We start from the raw sequence: 19,827 nt of genomic DNA on the forward strand, positions 1-19,827 counted from the left end.
TTCGCCTCACCGAGACCTTCGACATGGACGCCCGCCAATACGCCTTCCTGAGCCGCCAGCCTTCTGCCGCAGTGAGATCGCGCGAGCACTTCTGCGGCATGCCCAAGCGCGGTCTGGCGTTCCTGTTGGCGAACGTGATGTTCTGGCAACCGATGTGGGCGCAGGCCGACGGCATCGTGGTAGCCACGCCGGGCACCAGCCTCGGTCAGGCGGGCAACGGCGTGCCGATCGTCAACATCACCGCGCCCAATGGCAGCGGGCTGTCACATAACCAGTTTCACGATTACAACGTCGGTACCCAGGGCGTCATTCTCAACAACGCCACCGCGCGTACTCAATCCACCCAACTGGGCGGGATCATCGTCGGCAACCCGAACTTCAATGGGGTCGCCGCGCAGATCATCCTCAACGAAGTCAACGGCGGCAGCCCGAGCCAACTCAACGGTTACACCGAAGTGGCCGGCCAATCGGCACGGGTCATTGTCGCCAACCCTTATGGAATCAGCTGCAACGGCTGCGGCTTCATCAATACCCCGCGCGTGACATTGACCACCGGTAAACCCGTGCTGGATAACGGGCGCGTGGATCGTTATCAGGTGGATCAGGGCAGCGTCTCCATCGACGGCGCAGGGCTGAATGCCAACAACGTCGACAGCTTCGAAATCATCACCCGCAGCGCGAAGATCAACGCCAAGATTCAAGCAAAAAACCTGACGATTGTGGCCGGTCGCAACGACGTCAACGCCCAGACGCTCAGTGCTACTGTTCGCGCCGATGACGGCAGCGCCAAACCACAATTGGCCATCGACAGTTCGGCGCTGGGTGGCATGTACGCCGGGGCGATCAAACTGGTCGGCACCGAGGCCGGGGTCGGGGTGAAGCTGGCCGGTAATCTGGCCGCCAGTGGCGGTGACATCCAGATCGATGCCAATGGTCATCTGAGCCTGGCCCAGACTGCTGCCGCTGGTGCAGTCAACGTCACAGCCGCGAGTCTCGATGCCCAGGGACCGGTTTATGCGGGCACCAGCCTTGCAGTCACAACCTCGGGAGACCTCAACACACAACAAAACCTCGCTGCCCGCGACCGCATCAGCCTGTCCAGCGACGGGCAACTGAGCAATCAGGCGGTGATCGAAGCCGGCGTCAACGCCGACAACAGCCGCAACACCAGCGGTGATGTCAGCCTCGCTGCGCGGAACCTCACCAACAGTGGCAGCGTGATCGCCAGCCGTTCGCTGCAAGCCACGGTGGCACAGACCCTGTCCAACCAAGGTGGGACGCTGAACGGTCAAGGCAGCGCGCAAATCTCCACCTCGACCCTGGATAACCGTCAGAGAGGTCGAGTGTTGAGCCAGGGCAGCCTGGGCGTCACCGCCAATCAGGTGTTGAACAGCCAAGGCGGCCTGATCACCAGTACTGGCAACCTCAATGCCAACGCCGGGTATCTGGATAACAGCGGCGGTGAACTGTCCAGCCTGACAGTCAGTACCGTGCAGGTGGGGGCTCTGGATAACGTTGCCGGTTTGATCGGCGCCGGGCAGAGCCTGAGTATCACCGCCAGTGGCCAGATGAATAATCAGGGGGGGCGTGTTCTTGCCCAGCAGGACCTGCAGATCAGCGCAGGTGCACTGGACAACAGTCAGCAAGGTTCGCTGGTCAGTCAAGGCACGTTGGGCCTGAACGTGGCTGGGACGTTGGACAACCATCAGCAAGGCAAGCTGACCAGTGTCGGTGCGCTCACCGCCCGAATTGCCGGAGCACTGCTCAATCAGTTCGGGCTGATCAACGCAGGCGGCAATCTGCAACTCACCGCCAATTCGCTGGACAACCGCAACGGCCATCTGTCGAGTGTCGGCGATCTGACATTAAGCGCCAGTCAGGCGGACAACAGCAGCAGCGGCCAGATCCTGACCAACGGCGACATCGCACTGAGCCTCGACAGCTTGAACAATCAGCTCAATGGCGTGATCGCCGGACAGCGTGATGTCCAGCTCAACGCCGGGCAGCTGGATAACAGCGGGGCGGGCAGCCTGTACGCGAAACGCCATCTCAACCTGATCCTGGCCAATCAACTGAACAACGCGCAGGGCACTCTGCGCGGCGACGGCACGCTCACGCTCCAAGCGGCGAGTCTCGGCAACCAGGGGGGCAGCGTATCTGGCGTGGGCGGATTGACCGTGACCAGCAGCGGTGCGATTGCCAACCAGGGCGGCGCCCTGCTGACCAACGCCGGTCTGACCTTGAACAGCGGCAGTCTCGACAACAGCCAGCAAGGCCGCATCGTCGGTAACGGCGTGGTACTCAACACCGGTGCGTTCACCAATCAGCAAGGCGGGAGCCTGACCAGCACTGGCGCGCTCAGCCTCACGGCCGGCCAAGTGGATAACAGTGTGGCTGGCCGCATCGCCAGCGCCATGGCGTTGACCGCAACCGTCACCGGCCTCGATCAGCACGCGGACGGGCAATTGTTCAGCAGCACGGATGTCACCCTGGACTTGAGCAATGGCCAGTTGAACAACCAGGGTGGTTTGCTGACGGCACCGGGTCAACTGCTGCTGAAAAACCTCAATGCCGTCGCTAACCAGGGCGGTGAAATTTCCAGTGCCAAGGCGTTCAGCCTGACGGCGCAAAGCCTCGACAACACTGACGGCAAGTTGCTCAGCGACCAGGGTTTGACCGTGCGCCTCAATCAGACACTGACCAACGTCAGAGGATTGATTTCGGCAGCGAGTGTGGATGCGCGCGCCGCTCGGCTGGACAACAGCAACGGCAGCATCAGCAGCGATGCCGACCTGAGCCTGCAACTGGCTGGCGCGCTGCTCAACCAGAACGGTGAACTGTCCAGCGCCGGAAACACCACCCTTGTAGCCATGAGCCTGGGCAATGGCGGCGGTCAGGTGCTGGCTGATCAACGCCTGAGCCTGATGATCAGCGGCGCCGTGGATAACCAGGCCGGTACTTTGGGGGCCGGGCAAGGGCTGAGCCTCAGCGCCGCAAGTCTGGATAACAGTCAGGCGGGCAGCCTCGTGACTGACGGTAACCTCGACCTCGGCCTTGGCGGCTTGCTGAACAACCAGAGCGGCGGCAGCGTGCAGGCCAAGGGCGTGATGAACCTGCAAAGCCTGAGCCTGGATAACCGCGGTGGTCGCATCTCAGGCAAAAATCTGCTGACCTTGCGCAATGGCTCGTCGGACAATCGCGGCGGTGTCATTCGTGCCGACAAGGACGTGCAGCTCTACATCGATCAACTGGATAACCGCCAGCAAGGTCTGCTCAGCAGCAAGGCCGGTATCGGCTTCACCGGCCAGCGTCTGGATAACCAGAGCGGGCTGCTCAGCGCCATAGGCCTCGTACAGCTGCAAGCAGGCGTCGTGCTCAACAATGCCGGTCGCATCGCCAGCCAGAGCGACCTGAACGTCAACATCGACGCGTTGACCCAGCAGGGCGGCGAACTGGTCGCCCAAGGCACGCTGACGCTGACTGGCACCAAACTGGATAACAGCCAGGGTGGTTTGGTCGGGGCGACAAAAGCGCTGAAACTCAATGTCGGTGACATCGACAACCGCGCGGGTGAAATCTCCAGTCAGGTTGATGTCGCCATCATTGGCCAACAACTGAACAACAGCGACGGCGGCAAGGTGCTGGCGGGCACCGCACTGGGCCTGAGCGTCGCCAAACTGATCAACCAGAACAAGGGGTTACTGTTCGGCGACACACTCAACCTCAACGGCGCTAGCCTGAACAATGCCGGCGGCACGCTGGCCAGCCAGAACGGCCTCGGCCTCAACCTCACAGGCGACCTGGACAACATTGCCGGCCTGCTCAGCAGCGAAGCCGCCTTGACGGTCAATGCCGCCAGCCTGAATAACGGCGCGGGCAGTCTGTCCAGCGCCGGTGCCTTGAACGTCACCACCACCGGGATATTGAGCAACCAGGGTGGCTCGATCACCACCGACGCCGGACTGACCCTCAACAGTGCCAGTCTCGATAACCGAAATAGCGGTGTACTGTCCGGCAAAGGCGCGACTCGGGTCAGCACCGGTGCTTTCGACAACAGCCACGGCGGTCGCCTGACCAGTGCCAACCCCCTGGACCTGAACGCTGCCCAAGTGACCAACCAAGACGCTGGTCGCATCGCCAGTGCCATGGTGCTGAACGCCAACGTCACCGGCCTCGATCAGCAGGGTGGTGAACTGTTCAGCAACACCGCGTTGAGCCTCGATCTGAACCACGGCCAGTTGAACAACCAGGGCGGCTTGATCAATGCCCCCGGTGCGTTGCTGCTGAAAAATCTCAATGGCGTCGCCAACAATAATGGCGAAATCTCCAGCGCCCAAGCCTTTACTGTTGACGCTCAAACACTCGACAACAGCGGCGGCAAGCTGCTCAGCAATCAAGCGCTGACGCTGCGACTGGCGCAGGCGATGAGCAACATCAACGGCATCATTTCCGCTGCCGCGCTGAACGCCCACAGCGCCAGCCTGGACAACAGCGGCGGTTTGATCAGCAGCCGTGATGGCCTGAAACTGGCCGTTGACAACAGCTTCACCAACCACAACGGCACCTTGATCGCCGACGGCAATCTGCTGCTCAGCGCTACCACAACGGACAACAGCCTCGGCCAGATCGCCGGTAAACAAGACCTCACCGCCACCGTTGGCAGCTTGCAACAACAGGGCGGACAGCTGATTGCCCAAGGTAATTTGAGCCTGACCGGCGATCGCCTGGACAACCGCCTGAACGGCATCGTCGGTGCGACGGGCACACTGGATATCAAGGTTGGCATCGTCGACAACCGTGGTGGTGAACTCTCCACCAAGGGCAACCTGACCCTGGTCGGCCAGCAACTGGATAACAGCGACAATGGACAAATTCTTGCCCAGAACACCCTGCTGCTGACAGTCGATCAAATCATCAACCGCAACAAAGGCCTGCTCTTTGGCAAGACCGGATTGAGCGTGACAGGCACCGGGCTGGATAACACCCGCGGATCCTTGCTCAGCCAGCAGAGCATCGACGTTGACCTCGGCGCTACGCTGGACAACAGCCTCGGTCTGTTCAGCAGTGAAGGTTCGCTCGGCGCGCGCGTGGGCAATCTGATCAACACGGCAGGCAGCTTTTCCAGCGCCGGTAGCTTGAGCGTCAATAGCGTTGGGGCAATCAGCAATCAGGGCGGGCAACTGGTCACCGATGCCAACCTCGACTTGCACAGTGCCAGCCTCGACAACCGGCAGCAGGGCCGGATCAGCGGCAAAGGCCCCGTCTCGATTCAAACCGGAGCCTTCGACAACAGCCAGAGTGGCCGCGTCAGCAGCGCCGGTCGCCTCGACGTGACCGCCGCAAAACTGACCAACCAGGCAGGCGGCAGCATCGGCAGTAGCGATGCACTGACCGTCAGCGTCACGGGGCTGGACCAGCAAAACGGTACCTTGTTCAGCAACAGTGCCTTGACCCTCGACTTGAACAACGGCCAGTTGAACAACCAGAACGGTCTGATCAATGGGCCGGTTCTGCTGCTGAAAAACCTCAACGGCGTCGCTAACCAGAGCGGGGAAATCTCCAGCGTCCAAGCCTTTGCCCTGGCGTCGCAAAACTTCGACAACAGCGGCGGCAAACTGCTGAGCAACCAGGGCCTGACCCTGCGCGTCAATCAAGCGCTGAGCAACGTCAACGGCATGATTGCGGGCGCCAGTGTTGATACGCGCGCCGGCACGCTGGACAACCGCGGCGGCCTCCTGACCAGCCGAGGCAACCTCGCACTTGACGTCAATGGTTTGCTGAGTAACCAGAGTAACGGCCTGATCAACGCGGCGCAGGCGCTCAATGTCGCTTCCGCCGACCTCAACAACCAGGGCGGCCAACTGCTCGGCGGCACGGCGCTGACGGTCAACGCGGCAGCCCTGGACAATAGCGCCAATGGCTTGATCAACAGTCAGGGCGGATTGAGCCTGACGGCCAACAGCCTGGACTCCAGCAATGGCGGTGAAGTGTCGGCCAAAAGCGCTATCGGCCTGAACCTTGGTGCATTGACCCAGAACGGCGGTCGCTTGCTGGGCGATGCCGGTATCACGCTTGACCTGGGCGGTGGAGACCTGAGCAACAACAACGGTTTGATCACAGCCAAAGGGCCGCTGACCATCAGCAACCTGCGCGATCTGAACAACCGCAGTGGTGAAGTCTCCAGCACTCAGAGCATTGCCCTGGTCGGACGCATCTTCGACAACAGCGGCGGCAAGCTGATCAGCAGCAACCTGCTGAGCCTCGATGCCACCGGCGGCCTGCTCAACCAGAACGGCCTGATCTCCGGTTGGCAGGGCCTCTCCGTAACGGGCGCCAGCCTCGACAACCGCAACGGCGGCACGCTCTCCAGCCGCAGCGGCAACCTCGGCGTGACCTTGAGTGGCGCCTTGCTCAACAGTGGCGCCGGTGCACTGGTCAGCCAGAATACACTCAGCGTCAACGCCTCCAGCCTCGATAACAGCGGCGGCATCCTGTCCAGTGGCGCTGGCCAGACCCTGACCGTCAGCGACCTGCTGGACAACGGCCAGAACGGCCTGATCGACAGTGGTGCGGCCCTGGTCATGCAAGCCATGACCCTCGGTAACGCGACGGGTGCGATCAACGCGCAACAGGGCTTGAGCTTCACCGGCACCACCTTGGACAACACGGCCGGCAACCTGATCGGCAATGGCACGGTCAGCCTCGATCTGCTCGGCGCTTTAACCAACACCAACGGCAAACTCGCCAGTGCCGGCCCGCTACTGATTCAAGGTGCGAGCCAAATCAACAACCGGGGTGGGCAACTGGCGAGCCAGTCCCTGCTGACCCTGCTCACCGGCGGCCTCGACAACAGCAATCGCGGCACCGTGGCCGCCAACGGTCAACTATCGCTCACGGCAACGGGCACCGTGCAGAACAACGCCGATGGCTTGATCTACAGCAAGAATGGTGGCGTGCAACTGCAAGCCGCGAGTCTAGCCAACAGTCATGGCGCACTGCAAAGCCAGGGCGTGCTGAACCTTAACTTCACCGGCGACATCGACAACGATAGCGGTCGCATCATCGCCCAAGGCGGCGACCTGACCATCATTGCCGGCAACCTCGACAACCGTGGCGGCGTGTTGGCCAGCCTGCAAGGCGCGTTCAGCGCCCACCTCACCGGCGTGCTGAAAAACGGCTACGACCCAAGCAACAACAACCAGGGCGGCGTCACCCAGGCCCAGCGCCTGGACCTGACCGCGCTGGCCGGCATCGACAACTACGGTGGGCGTATCGCCGCGCAAGCCGGCGATACGATCATTCATACCGCTGACTTCGACAACCGCAACGGCGGCCTCTACGCCCAAGGCCGAGTCAGTGTCACTGGTAACAACTTCGACAACAGCGGCAGCAATGACGGCCAGATCGCCGGCAGCCAGATCGACCTGACCCTGAGCGGTGGTCTGAACAACCGCCTGGGCATCATCGAAAGCGACAGTACCCTGGCGATCACCGCGGCGAGTATCGATAACCAGACGGGCCAACTACGTGCCCTCGGCACCAGTGGCGCGACCCAATTCAATGTCGATGGCCTGTTCGATAACCGTAATGGCACCGTCGAAAGCGCCAACAGCGACCTGACCCTTGCTGCCGGCAGCTTCCTTAACACTGGCGGCACCCTGTTGCATGTCGGCACCGGCACTTTTGGCCTGTCCATGGCCAACGTCGTCAACGCCGGCGGCAGCCTGATCACCCGTGGCGGCCTGACTCTAAACGCGGACACCTGGACCAACAGCAGCGTCATTCAGGCCGGGCGCCTGAACGTCAACGTCAACAACTTCAGCCAAACCGCCGGCGGCCAACTCCTGGCCTCCGACAGTTTCACGGGGAGCGGGGGCAACTGGTACAACGACGGGTTGATTGCCAGCGGTGGCAGTCTTGCCCTCAACCTGGGCGGTGTCTATAGCGGCAACGGCAGCGTGAGCAGTGTCGGCAATCTTGGTCTGAGTGCTGCGCAGATCGACCTTACCTCTGTGGCGAGTATCACGGCTGGCGCCAGTGGAACCGTCGGTAGCAGTGGCAGCCTGACCAACCTCGGACGCCTCACTTCAGTCGGGGCACTGACGGTCAATGCCGCCTACCTGAACAACCAGGGCACCCTGGGCAGTGGTGCCAACCTGCGCGTCAACGCCCCCACTATCCTCAACCAGAATGGCCTGATCTTCAGCGGCGGCGACATGGCGCTGCACACTGATAACTTCACCAACCGCTACGCGGATGTCTATGGCCTCGGCAACGTCAGCATTGCCAGGGACGACAACAATGGATTGAGTGCGTCGATCTCCAACGTGTCGGCGACCATCGAGAGCGGTGGCGACCTGAGCCTGGCGTCCAACTCCATCGAGAACCGCAAAGACGTATTCCAGACCACGGGCGGGTTGGTCTCTGGCGAGATCGGGGTGCAATGCTACACCTGCTCTTCGCTCGATCCTCTTGCCCCGTTGGGCTTAAACAGTTATGCGGTCTGGGTGGAAAACTACCAGTCGCAGATTGTTCAGGATTCAGCCTCGGCCAGTATGACGGCTGGGCGTAACTTTCTGGCAACCGGCGGGGTGTTACTCAATCAGGCGTCGACCCTCAGCGCAGGAAACAACCTCACGTTCAACCTGCAGGCCTTTACGAATCAAGGGGCTTCTGTAGGCGACTATAACGTGCGGCGATCTATTGCTCTTACTGCCGGGCAACAGACTACCGATTTGAATCTATGGAATTCGATCATGGCTTACAACGCTGCCAATGATCCTTCCTACGATCCGGGATCATTGGGATACGTCGGCGGCAGCAACCCGACCTTCTCAAGGCCTAATCTCCATTTCTGGAACAGTTCCGGCGCTGAATCCGTAATACAGGTAGCACCTCACCCTGACGGCAAAAACCTGGAAACCTACATTAGGTTTGGTTCGGTATATATCACCGTGCCTGCTGGATCCCTATGGTACGACTTTACGCTTCCTCATTACGGCGACGGTGTGCGGACCGCTGCACCGGACGCGATCCAGTCCGCAATTCCCTTCGACACCACGGTGACTTACAACAGCCCATCGTCTTACGCTAATGCGGTCGTGCAGGCGGGTGGTGCAGTCAATATCACCGCGTCGCAAAATCTCACCAACAGTGTGATCCGCGAAGGGGTGGTCAACGGTTCCGGTGCATCACGCGTCGGCTCGACCCAGCTCAATGGGCAGACCGCCCCGACCATCGTCAACCTCAACGCCCAACTACCGCCCAACCTAGCCCAACAGCAGGTCAATCCCCTGACACTGCCGGGCTTCAACCTGCCAACCGGCCAAAACGGTCTGTTCCGCCTGAGCGGGCATGGCGGTAGCGGTGCCCAGGCAACTCAGGCCAACGCTGCGCCACAAAGCTGGACCTTCGGTGGTGCCAGTGTCGCCTTGGCTCAACGCGACCAAGCAGTGCCGGATGCTCAGGTGCGCGACATCCAACTGAGCGATATCACGCAGACCTCGGTCGCCAGCCGTCAGGTAGTCGCGGACGCCCGTCAAGGTGTCGGCGTTGTCAGCAATGCATCGTCGATCAATGTTACGGCGCCGAGCGATGGCGGTGCCGGCAGCGTCGTCGTGCCGGGGCACAGCGCCGATGCGCCCGCTGCCACCGTGGTCAGCGATATAACCGGCGCGAACCTATCCAGTCATCCCGCCGCCGTCGCTCCGCAGCCCGGTCAGTCCAGTGTCGTCGCTCCGTTGCCCGGTCAGCCCGCCGCCGTCGCTCCGCAGCCCGGTAAACCCGTCGCCGTCGCTCCGCTGCCCGGCCAGACATCGCCTGCCATTGCGCAAATTACCCCGGCAGCCAGCCAGACCGTTGCACGGGTGCAAGGCCTGCCCAGCAGTAGCGGTCAGTCCGAACCGCAAAAATACCTGATCGAAACCAATCCAGTGCTCACCGACCTCAAGCAGTTCATGAGCTCGGACTACCTGCTGGGCAACCTCGGCTACGATCCTGACGACAGCGCCAAGCGCCTCGGCGATGGCCTGTATGAACAACGCCTGATTCAGCAAGCGGTGGTCGCCCGTACCGGTCAACGTTTTCTCGACGGCCTGACCTCGGACGAGGCCATGTTCAAGTACCTGATGAACAACGCCATCGCCAGCAAGGAGACGTTGAATCTGTCGCTTGGCGTATCCCTCACCGCCGAACAGGTCGCAGCACTCACCCACGACATCGTCTGGATGGAAAACGCCGTGGTGAACGGCGAACAGGTGCTGGTGCCGGTGCTGTATCTGGCCAACGCCAACAACCGCCTGGCCGCCAACGGTGCGCTGATCCAGGGCAGCGACGTGACCCTGATCGCCGGCCACGACCTGAACAACGCCGGTACTCTGCGCGCCACCCACAACCTGTCGGCCACTGCGGGTAACGATCTGGTCAACAGCGGCCTGGTCGAAGCCGGCAATCGCCTCGACCTGTTGGCGGGGAACAACCTCGTCAACAAGGCCGGCGGCATCATCGCGGGCCGTGACGTCACCCTGACTGCCGTCAACGGTGACGTGATCAACGAGCGCAGCGTGACCGCCGCGCAAGCCAGCAACGGTGAATTCAGCACCGGCCGCGCGTACGCCGATAGCGCCGCCCGCATCGAAGCCGCCAACGACCTGACCATCAAGGCCGGTCGTGACGTCAACAACATCGGCGGGGTGCTCCAGAGCGGCCGCGACACTACGATCAACGCCGGTCGGGATGTGAACCTGGTTTCCGCGCAGGCCGAAAACAAGCTTGCGAGCGGCAGCAGCTTTCTCGAGCAAAACATCACCCAGATGAGTGGCTCCGTCAGCGCCGGTCGTGACCTCTCGGTCAATGCGGGGCGTGACATCAGCGTCATCGCCAGCCAGATCGACGCCACACGCAACATTGCCATGGCGGCCACGGACAACCTGACCTTGAGTTCGGCGGCGGATGAGGAGCACTTCTACTCCGCGAGCCATCATGTCACCAAACAGACGGACCACGTCAGCCAGGTCGGCACCCGCCTCAGCGCCGGCGGCAACGTCGCCCTGAGCGCCGGGCAGGACCTGACCCTGCTGTCCAGCCGGGTCAGTGCCGGCGACGAAGCCTACCTGGTGGCGGGCGGCAATCTTGAGTTGCTGGCCGCACAGGACAGCGATTACTCGCTGTACGACATGAAGAAGAAGGGCGGCTTCGGCGGTAGCAGCAAGACGAAACGCGACGAAGTGACCGATGTGAAGAACATCGGCAGTGAAATCACCAGCGGCGGCGACCTGACCCTGGTCAGCGGCGGTGACCAACGTTACCAGGGCGCCAAGCTCAACAGTGGCAACGACCTGACGCTGGACAGCGGTAGCAGCATCACCTTTGAAGCAGTCAAGGACCTGCACCAGGAGAGTCACGAGAAGAGCAAAGGCGATTTGGCCTGGAACTCCGCCTCTGGCAAGGGCAATACCGATGAGACGGTGCGCCAGAGCAGCCTAGAACATCAGGGCCAATTGGCGATAAAGGCCGCTGACGGCCTGCAGATCGACCTCAAGCAGATCGATCAGAAGTCGGTCAGTCAGACCATCGATGCCATGGTCCAGGCCGACCCGAATCTGGCTTGGTTGAAGGAGGCCGAAGCCCGTGGCGACGTAAACTGGCAGATGGTCAAGGAGCTGCACGACTCTTTCGACTACAGCAGCTCCGGCTTGGGTGCAGGGGCACAACTTGCCATCGCTATTGTCATGGCAGCTTTTGTCGGTCCATATGCCCTGACTGCGTTGAGTTCAATGGGTCCAGTAGTTGCCGGAGCAGGTGCGGCGATTGCCGCCGGGGCGGCGACCAATGCCTCTACCAGTCTGGTCAACAATCGTGGCGACCTGGGTGCCGTATTCAAGGACGTCACCTCCAGTGACGCGCTCAAGGGCTATGCCATCTCCGGTATCACGGCAGGTTTGACCGCCGGCGTCTTCGATAACTGGACCGGTACCACTACTGATCCGGTTACCGGCAAGGTCACCACCAATCTCAGTACCTGGAAAGGGATTGGTCAGTTCGCGGCCAACCAAGGTTTGCAAAACGGCACATCGGTGGCGCTAAGCAGAATCATGGGACAGGGCGGTGACTTGGGTGATGCCCTGCAAAGCACGTTGTTCAACACCCTGGCGGCGGCGAGCTTCCATGCAGTGGGAGATAACGTTCCAGCTGCTGACGGTAGTCTGCAAAAGATCATGGTTCACGCCATGGTCGGTGGTCTGTTGGCTCAAGTCAGCGGCGGCGATTTCAGGACTGGCGCCTTGGCGGCCGGGGCTAATGAAGCGCTGGTGGCAGACCTCAATAAGCTGGTTCAAGGCAATCCGAATCTCCTGAGCATGAGCTCGCAGCTGGTCGGTTTGCTTGCCGCGTCCACACAAAGCGGCGCGGACGAACACAGCCTGAGAACCGGGGCATGGGTCGCACAGAACGGCACCCAGTATAATTTTGGCGATCACCTGCCTCCGGGTTTAACCGAATATGGGCAAGCGGCAACTACCCTTGTGGAGTACATGCAAAACCAAGGGGCACCAGTTGAAGAGGTTGATCAGGTTGCAAGAGCACTCGCGCAAGGCCAGGGATTTGAGGGCGTCCAACCTGCGAACGAATTCGTCAAGGCGTGGGGCGAATTCATGGCCGGAGAGCTCTCTGGTTTAGGGTTAGCAGCCGTGCTGGGGAAGGCCGGTTCTTGGTTTGCCAAAGGCACTGTGAACACCTCTTTGCTCGATGAGTTAACAGCAAATGGTGTGAAATTCACCCCAGAAAATGTTGTTGCGACAACTCGCAGTTCTAACGGGAAAGTTGTATTTCTAGAGACTGGAAACTCAAAAGCAGGATTGCAGCACATCATCGAAGAGCATGGTAGCCAATTCGCTCAGATGGGCGTGTCTGAGGCTCAAATTCCAAGCGTGGTGATGAAGGCAGTTTCTGAGGGTAAACTCGTTGGTTATCAAGGCTCTGGAGCGGGACGCCCAATCTATGAGTTAACTATTAATGGTCAGCAGCAGCGTATTGCTGTGACGGTTGGAGACAATGGTTTTGTCGTCGGCGCAAATCCAAGGGGGAGTATTAAGTGAAAAGCATAAAGTTGATGGCGGACTACCAGTGTCACCCGCTATGGAATATGTCCCCCGGTGAGTATAGGGACATAGCTCCCAGCGAGCTTCCTATTTCTAAAGAGCTTCAGGTGCGCCTATCAAAGTGGGCTGCGATGTACGATGGAACACTTGATGCTGATTATCCGCCAAATTCTGGATTCAAGAGTGAGGAGCTAGAGCGTGAATTCAAGCTAGAAGGAGAGCGATTGGCTGAAAGCCTGAGGGACGAACTGGGTCCGGATTACTCTATCCTTCTTAAAACTTAGTTATTAAAGAAGTGACCTGAGAAGGTTTGGCTTCGCAGAGGCAGGACTCGTAATTGGTGGTGGCAATCAGGTGTTATTTCCGAAAGATTTCAAAATTGACACTTCTTGGATAAGACAATGAATGAGTGTAACTGGGAAGTTATAGAGGGATTTTCATCTCCGAAGGAGTATGAGCGATTTTTTGCCTGGATCACTGAGCAGGTTCAAGCTGGGATGGTAGAGCAGGTTCCTGTTCAGGAAAGCTATGCTGGGCCAGGATTTGAAGAAAAGTGGTTCAAATGCATAGTGTCAAATGAAACATGGAGATTGGTTTCTCCCGAAGATCCATTTCACGGTTATTGGGGGCCAGTGTAGAAAAATCCGGTTATTGAGTTGGTGCAAAAGCAACAGGCGGTGCGGTAGGGCTAACGATTATGAAACGTCGGCTGTTGTCGTCGACATGCTCTTTAAAAATGCATCTTTAAGAGAAAACGGGGACGAGAAAACGGGGACAAAGAGAAAACGGGGACAGACCACGTTTTTCTGTGTCGCGAGAAAACGGGGACAGACCACGTTTTTCTGTGTCGCACTTTAACGATCTGAAATAGTGTGAAATAGATAGGGAGATTGTTTTTCGTAGGATTGACTAAGCTTTTGGCATCATTAATTGTGAACGGATTCACCATATGCCACGCAGAGCACGTGTCTTGATACCAGGTGTTCCCTTGCATCTGATTCAACGAGGAAACAATAGATCAGTTTGCTTTTTTTCAGAGGATGATTACCTTTTTTATTTAGAACTGCTTGCTGAGCAGGCCGACAAAAAATGCGTGTGAAATACACGCGTGGTGTCTTATGACTAATCATGTCCATTTGTTGATTAGCCCTCACGAGAAAAACAGTGCCAGTTCGCTTATGAAAGGAATAGGGCAGCGATATGTACAATACATAAATCGTACATATGGACGTAGTGGAGTTTTATGGGAGGGACGCTTTCGTTCGTGCCTTGTTCAAAGTGATAGTTATGTATTGGCCTGTTATCGCTACATTGAGATGAATCCTGTCAGAGCCAAAATGGTGACGCATCCTGCGGAATATCGTTGGTCGAGTTATCGTGCTAACGCACAATCAGATTTTTCGCACCTCATTACCCCCGCATGCTCAGTACCTATCGCTTGGGGGCACACATATATCGACTGCTGATGTCTATCGCGAGCTTTTTAGAAGCGAGTTGGAGATAGGATTGGTTGACCAGATTCGGGCTGCCACCAATGGCAACTATGTGCTTGGTGGTTCGCGATTTGCTGCCGAAATTGAAGCTATGATTGGGCGACGAGTTCGGCGGGGATGCCCGGGTAGACCGAAAAAGTATTCGATTTTTTAGATGGAAAACGTGGTCTGTCCCCGTTTTTCGTAGGCGTGATTCTTTGCGCGGTATTGAAACCAAACCAGGCCTTGATCGTGATGAGTATCCACCTGCAATGTTCCAAGAAGGTGGTCAAGGGGCCTCTGTAAGGCATATCAACCCTAGCGACAACCGTGGGGCAGGTGCCTGTATTGGTGCTCAATGTAGAGAGTTGCCAAACGGAACGAAGGTTCGAATAGACGTGGTGGATTAGAATATGACCAGCTTGGATAAATTGTTATCGAACGCAAGTTCATCTTTGAGCGAGCATGAGCCGGAAATGTTAGGGCAAACGCGTAGATTGGCAGGCACTTTAGCTGATCAACTTTTGGGAATGCTGTGTCAGCGTAATGGTTTTTATGTTCTAGAAAGTGCTTTGCATGTATTTCCAACACACTCTAGTCAGCACGAAATTGGTATTTGTGATTGGAACGAGAGTACTCTGTGGCGCAGTGGCTACAAAGGCCTGGCCGATGGTTGCCTTTTTTTTGCTGAAGATGTTTTTGGTGGGCAGTTCTGCATTAAAGATAGCAAGGTCTATACCTTTGACCCAGAAACAGGCTCGTTAGAGTACTTGGCTGATGATATTGAAAGCTGGGCACAAATGCTTCTCAGTGATTATGAGGTGCTTACGGGCTATCCGTTAGCGCATCAATGGCAAAAGCAGAACGGTCAGCTCCCTGCTGGGAAGCGTTTGTTACCTAAGGTGCCGTTCGTACTGGGCGGTGAGTTTGTGCTGGATAATTTGTACTTGGCTGATGCTGTGGAGGGGATGAGATTTAGAGCTGATATAGTCAGTCAAATTAAAGACCTGCCAGACGGTGCTCAGATTAGATTCAATCTTGACAGCTAATTTTTTATAACAGGTAACAGATTTATATAAAATCATACTCGATCTGACACCGGCCTCGTGCCGGTGTTGTTTTATCTGGCTTTTGATTTTCCGACTTTTATTTAGTCGCCCGATTATTCCTTCCCTTTAGTCGCTGGTCCTGCTACACGGGCAACCTGCTGACCATGAGTTCGCAGATCGTTGAAAGAAAACGGGGACAGACCACGTTTTTCTGTATCGCACTTTAACGATCTGAAATAGTGTGAAATAGATAGGGGGGATAAACGGGGACAGACCACGTTTTCGGTGCTTCTTCATACATGGGGCGCGACCCCGGCCATGATGGCGGCAGCTATGAGTTCGTCAGGCTGACCGACACGCAAACCGGCCTGGTGGTCAACGAGAAAAGGGGACGGATTTATTTGTTTGCAAAAGTCATGTAGAAAAGGGGATGGATTTATTTGTTTGGTTTGTGTGATGACCACTAAATAAATCTGTCCGCTATTTCCGACAACCGCCCCGTCCTCCGTGTTACCGGCCTAACGGACATCAACGCGCCGAGCAACGCTCACAAATACCTGATCGAAACCAACCCGGTCCTCACCGACCTCAAGCAGTTCATGAGCTCGGATTACCTGCTGGGCAACCTCGGCTACGAACCCGACGACAGCGCCAAGCGCCTCGGCGATGGCCTTTATGAACAACGCCTGATTCAGCAAGCAGTGGTCGCCCGTACCGGTCAACGCTTTCTCGACGGCCTGACCTCGGACGAGGCCATGTTCAAGTACCTGATGAACAACGCCATCGCCAGCAAGGAGACGTTGAATCTGTCGCTTGGCGTATCCCTCACCGCCGAACAGGTCGCAGCACTCACCCACGACATCGTCTGGATGGAAACCATGCAGGTCAATGGCGAGGACGTGCTGGTGCCGGTGCTGTACCTGGCCAACGCCAACAATCGCTTGGCACCCAACGGGGCACTGATCCAGGGCAGCGACGTCACCCTGATCGCTGGCCACGACCTGAACAACGCCGGTACTCTGCGCGCCACCCACAACCTGTCGGCCACCGCGGGCAATGACCTGGTCAACAGCGGCCTGGCCGAAGCCGGCAATCGCCTCGACCTGCTGGCGGGGAACAACCTCGTCAACACGGCCGGCGGCATCATCGCGGGCCGTGACGTCACCCTTACTGCCGTCAACGGTGACGTGATCAACGAACGCAGCGTGACCGCCGCGCAAGCCAGCAACGGTGATTTCAGCACCGGCCGCGCGTACGCCGATAGCGCCGCCCGCATCGAAGCCGCCAACGACCTGACCATCAAGGCCGGTCGTGACGTCAACAACATCGGCGGGGTGCTCCAGAGCGGCCGCGACACTACGATCAACGCCGGTCGGGATGTGAACGTGGTGTCCGCGCAGGCCGAAAACAAGCTTGCGAACGGCAGCAGCTTTCTCGAGCAAAACATCACCCAGATGAGTGGCTCCGTCAGCGCCGGTCGTGACCTCTCGGTCAATGCGGGGCGTGACATCAGCGTCATCGCCAGCCAGATCAACGCCAAGCGCGACATCGCCCTGGCCGCCACGGACAACCTCACGTTGGCCTCGGCAGCGGACGAGGGGCATAGCTACAGCAAAACCAAAAAAGTCACGACGCAGGAAGACCACGTCAGCCAGGTCGGCACCAGCCTCACCGCCGGCGGCAACGTCGCCCTGAGCGCCGGCCAGGACCTGACCCTGCTCTCCAGTCGGGTCAGCGCCGGCGACGAAGCCTATCTGGTGGCGGGCGGCAATCTTGAGTTGCTGGCCGCACAGGACAGCGATTACTCGCTGTACGACATGAAGAAAAAGGGCTCTTTCGGCGCCAAGAAAACCCAACACGATGAAGTCACCGATGTGAAAAACATCGGCAGCGAAATCACCACCGGCGGTGACCTGACGCTGAAAAGCGGTGGGGATCAGCGCTATCAGGTGGCGAAGCTGGAGGGTGGCAAGGACATCACGCTGGACAGTGGTGGCAGCATCACTTTCGAGGCGGTGAAGGACGTTCATGATGAAAGCCATACCAAGAGCAATGGTGATGCGTTCTGGACCTCATCGAAAGGCAAGGGCAACACCGACGAGACCCTGCGCCAAAGCCAACTGGTGGCTCAGGGCGAGCTGGCGATGAGGGCCGCTGGAAAAATCACGATCGACATAAAACAGATTGATCAGAAAACCGTTAGTGAAACCATTGATGCAATGGTGAAAGCTGAGCCCGAACTAGCGTGGATAAAACAGGCGGAAGCCAACGGTCAGGTCGATTGGAGGTTGGTCAAGGAAATCCATGACAGCTGGAAATATGACAACTCCGGACTCGGGGCTGCATCTGCGTTAGTCATTGCCATTGTCGCCAGCATGTTTCTCGGTCCTTTGATGGGGGCGATGGCCACCAACTTTACAGTGGGTACCGTGAACAACGGTGGCGATTTGGGGGCGGGCCTGAAAGCTACCGTCAGCAAAGATGCAATCAAGGGTTATGCCACGCAATTTGCTACCGGCTATGCGTTGAATGGTCTTGATGGGATGGTGAGTGGCTGGAGTACCGATGGAGCGCTCATTCTGAAAGCGGACGGGGTCATGAATCCCGGCTACTCGGCAAGCATGCTGGATTGGAACACCGTCAGTCAGAATGTCCTGCGCAGCACGGCACATGCACTGGTTGTAGGCTCGATCAACACCGCCATCAATGGAGGCAGTTTAAAAGACAATCTGGGTACCTCTCTGGTCTCTGAAGGCCTGGATCTTGCCGCTGCCTTTGGTAATAAACAGGTTGGAGACCTTGCCGATCATTTGAACGTCGATCCAGGGTCGGCACAGAAAATACTGATGCATGCGATCTTGGGAGGTGCACTTTCAGCGGCAAGAGGGGGCGACTTCAAGACCGGAGCCCTGGCAGGTGCGGCGGTGGAGGGCCTGAATGCGATTACAACCGAGGCCTTGGGTAACTATCTGGATTCGCGTTTTGCCACCGATGATCAATTCAAGGTGGGCACCGCTCAGATTATCGGTGTCCTGGCTGGCGCCATGGGTAGTGGCGATCCAGAGATTGCAAGCTGGGTGGCGGGCAATGCCGAGCGTTACAATCAGCAAGTGCATAGAGAGGCAGCAGCCCGTTTGGAGAAAGGCTTCGCTACTCTGCATGAGCAAAACCAGTTTGTGGATCTGCAGCCACAGGATGTACTGGCAGACCTGCAGAAAATTGCCGATGGTGAAAAAGACCCTGCGAAGCTGAACCCTCGAACTGTTGAATTTCTGAATCAATTCTCTCCTGGGGATCTTCGTGAAATTTTCTTTGAGCCGACTCTGACGGAGCAAATTGTCGGGCTGGGCATTGACCTGTTTTTCCCCACGCCAACAGGGAAGGGTAAAGCGGCGGTTGCCATCTCTGGCCCGGTAGGCAAAGAGATTCTGGAGGCCTTGGAGAAAAAGTTCGGTGCGGCGTTGGCGGAGGGAGGTGCAAAAGGACCTTTGAATACCTTGGAAGGTGTTCCTGGTCGAGTCCAGTCCCGAGTCAACTTAGCTAATGATGGTATGGAGCACTTGGCTTCACGTCACTTGTCGGGCAAAGTAAATGCAAGCCAGTTTTCTATCGGGGAGCCTGAGTTGCGTGGTCTTCTGCAAAGCAAAACGGTTGTGAGTACACCTGTCACACGAATGGTAGACAGTGCTGATGGTGTGCGCTATGTGCGCGAAGTTGAAGTTGGGCGTTCTATTGGTACGGATAAATTCAGTGGTGGACAGTCAACCTCGATAATGACTGTTATGACTGATAAATTTGGGAATCTAGTAACAGCATTCCCAGGGGTGCTCAAATGAGCTCTCGTGACCATGTGCGAGCGGATTTGCTGAGCTCTATGGCGTCGCTGTTTTCAGGGGACACTAATCCTCTGCTGTTGGCTGCTCTTAAAGCGGCGTTTCCCTGGTTGTCTTTTGCTCTGATCGTAAACTGGATTCCTGAACAGGCCGAGGATATTTACTGGGTGCTGATCGACTTAGATCGTATTGCAACTGTAGAAATCTCGCGATTAAGTAGTGACTTGGAAGACGTATCAGTCGAAGTGTTAGATTTAAATAAATATAAGGAGCGTCGCCTTTCCATTGAGAGCCGCCGAAAGCTCGAGGTTGCGATTGATCTGATGAAGGAAAATTACGCTAGCTAGAGGTTTTCTCTAGTGGTGCAAAAGGGACT

The 19,827-nt window shown here is 57.7% G+C and carries 5 protein-coding genes and 1 pseudogene; all 6 read left to right on the forward strand.

What is annotated here, in order from left to right:
• The first annotated feature begins 23 nt into the window (after positions 1–23).
• The 6 genes and pseudogenes from KGA85_RS05420 to KGA85_RS05450 all read left to right on the forward strand — a co-directional run bounded on the left by KGA85_RS05420 (position 24) and on the right by KGA85_RS05450 (position 19,798).
• Positions 24–13,094 (forward strand): filamentous hemagglutinin N-terminal domain-containing protein, encoded by a 13,071-nt coding sequence (locus tag KGA85_RS05420; RefSeq protein WP_223542964.1) that lies wholly within the window; start codon positions 24–26, stop codon positions 13,092–13,094.
• Positions 13,091–13,381 carry a hypothetical protein gene (locus KGA85_RS05425; RefSeq protein WP_223458036.1) on the forward strand — a complete coding sequence of 97 codons (291 nt, stop codon included), beginning with the start codon at positions 13,091–13,093 and terminating at the stop codon, positions 13,379–13,381. The genes KGA85_RS05420 and KGA85_RS05425 overlap by 4 nt, the downstream gene beginning before the upstream one ends.
• Before the next feature lie 834 nt (positions 13,382–14,215).
• Positions 14,216–14,563 carry a transposase gene (locus KGA85_RS05430; protein ID WP_263288973.1) on the forward strand — a complete coding sequence of 116 codons (348 nt, stop codon included), beginning with the start codon at positions 14,216–14,218 and terminating at the stop codon, positions 14,561–14,563.
• Positions 14,564–14,982: 419 nt separating this feature from the next.
• Positions 14,983–15,618, forward strand: coding sequence for a DUF2625 family protein (locus KGA85_RS05440; protein ID WP_223458041.1), 636 nt, complete (start codon positions 14,983–14,985; stop codon positions 15,616–15,618).
• Between the two features lie 500 nt (positions 15,619–16,118).
• Positions 16,119–19,454 (forward strand): annotated as a pseudogene (locus tag KGA85_RS05445) (DUF637 domain-containing protein); the annotation flags it as partial.
• Positions 19,451–19,798, forward strand: a complete 348-nt coding sequence (locus KGA85_RS05450) for a hypothetical protein (protein WP_223458043.1) — start codon at positions 19,451–19,453, stop codon at positions 19,796–19,798. The pseudogene KGA85_RS05445 and the gene KGA85_RS05450, both read left to right, overlap by 4 nt.
• Positions 19,799–19,827 lie beyond the last annotated feature (29 nt).

The organism is Pseudomonas sp. GL-B-12 (assembly GCF_019955895.1).
Taxonomy (GTDB): Bacteria; Pseudomonadota; Gammaproteobacteria; order Pseudomonadales; family Pseudomonadaceae; genus Aquipseudomonas.

What these genes read in the sequence shown, in the direction of transcription:
- KGA85_RS05440 (WP_223458041.1), top strand. Translation starts at nt 14,983, where the DNA reads ATGACCAGCTTGGATAAATTGTTATCGAACGCAAGTTCATCTTTGAGC.
- KGA85_RS05450 (WP_223458043.1), top strand. Translation starts at nt 19,451, where the DNA reads ATGAGCTCTCGTGACCATGTGCGAGCGGATTTGCTGAGCTCTATGGCG.
- KGA85_RS05430 (WP_263288973.1), top strand. Translation starts at nt 14,216, where the DNA reads ATGACTAATCATGTCCATTTGTTGATTAGCCCTCACGAGAAAAACAGT.
- KGA85_RS05420 (WP_223542964.1), top strand. Translation starts at nt 24, where the DNA reads ATGGACGCCCGCCAATACGCCTTCCTGAGCCGCCAGCCTTCTGCCGCA.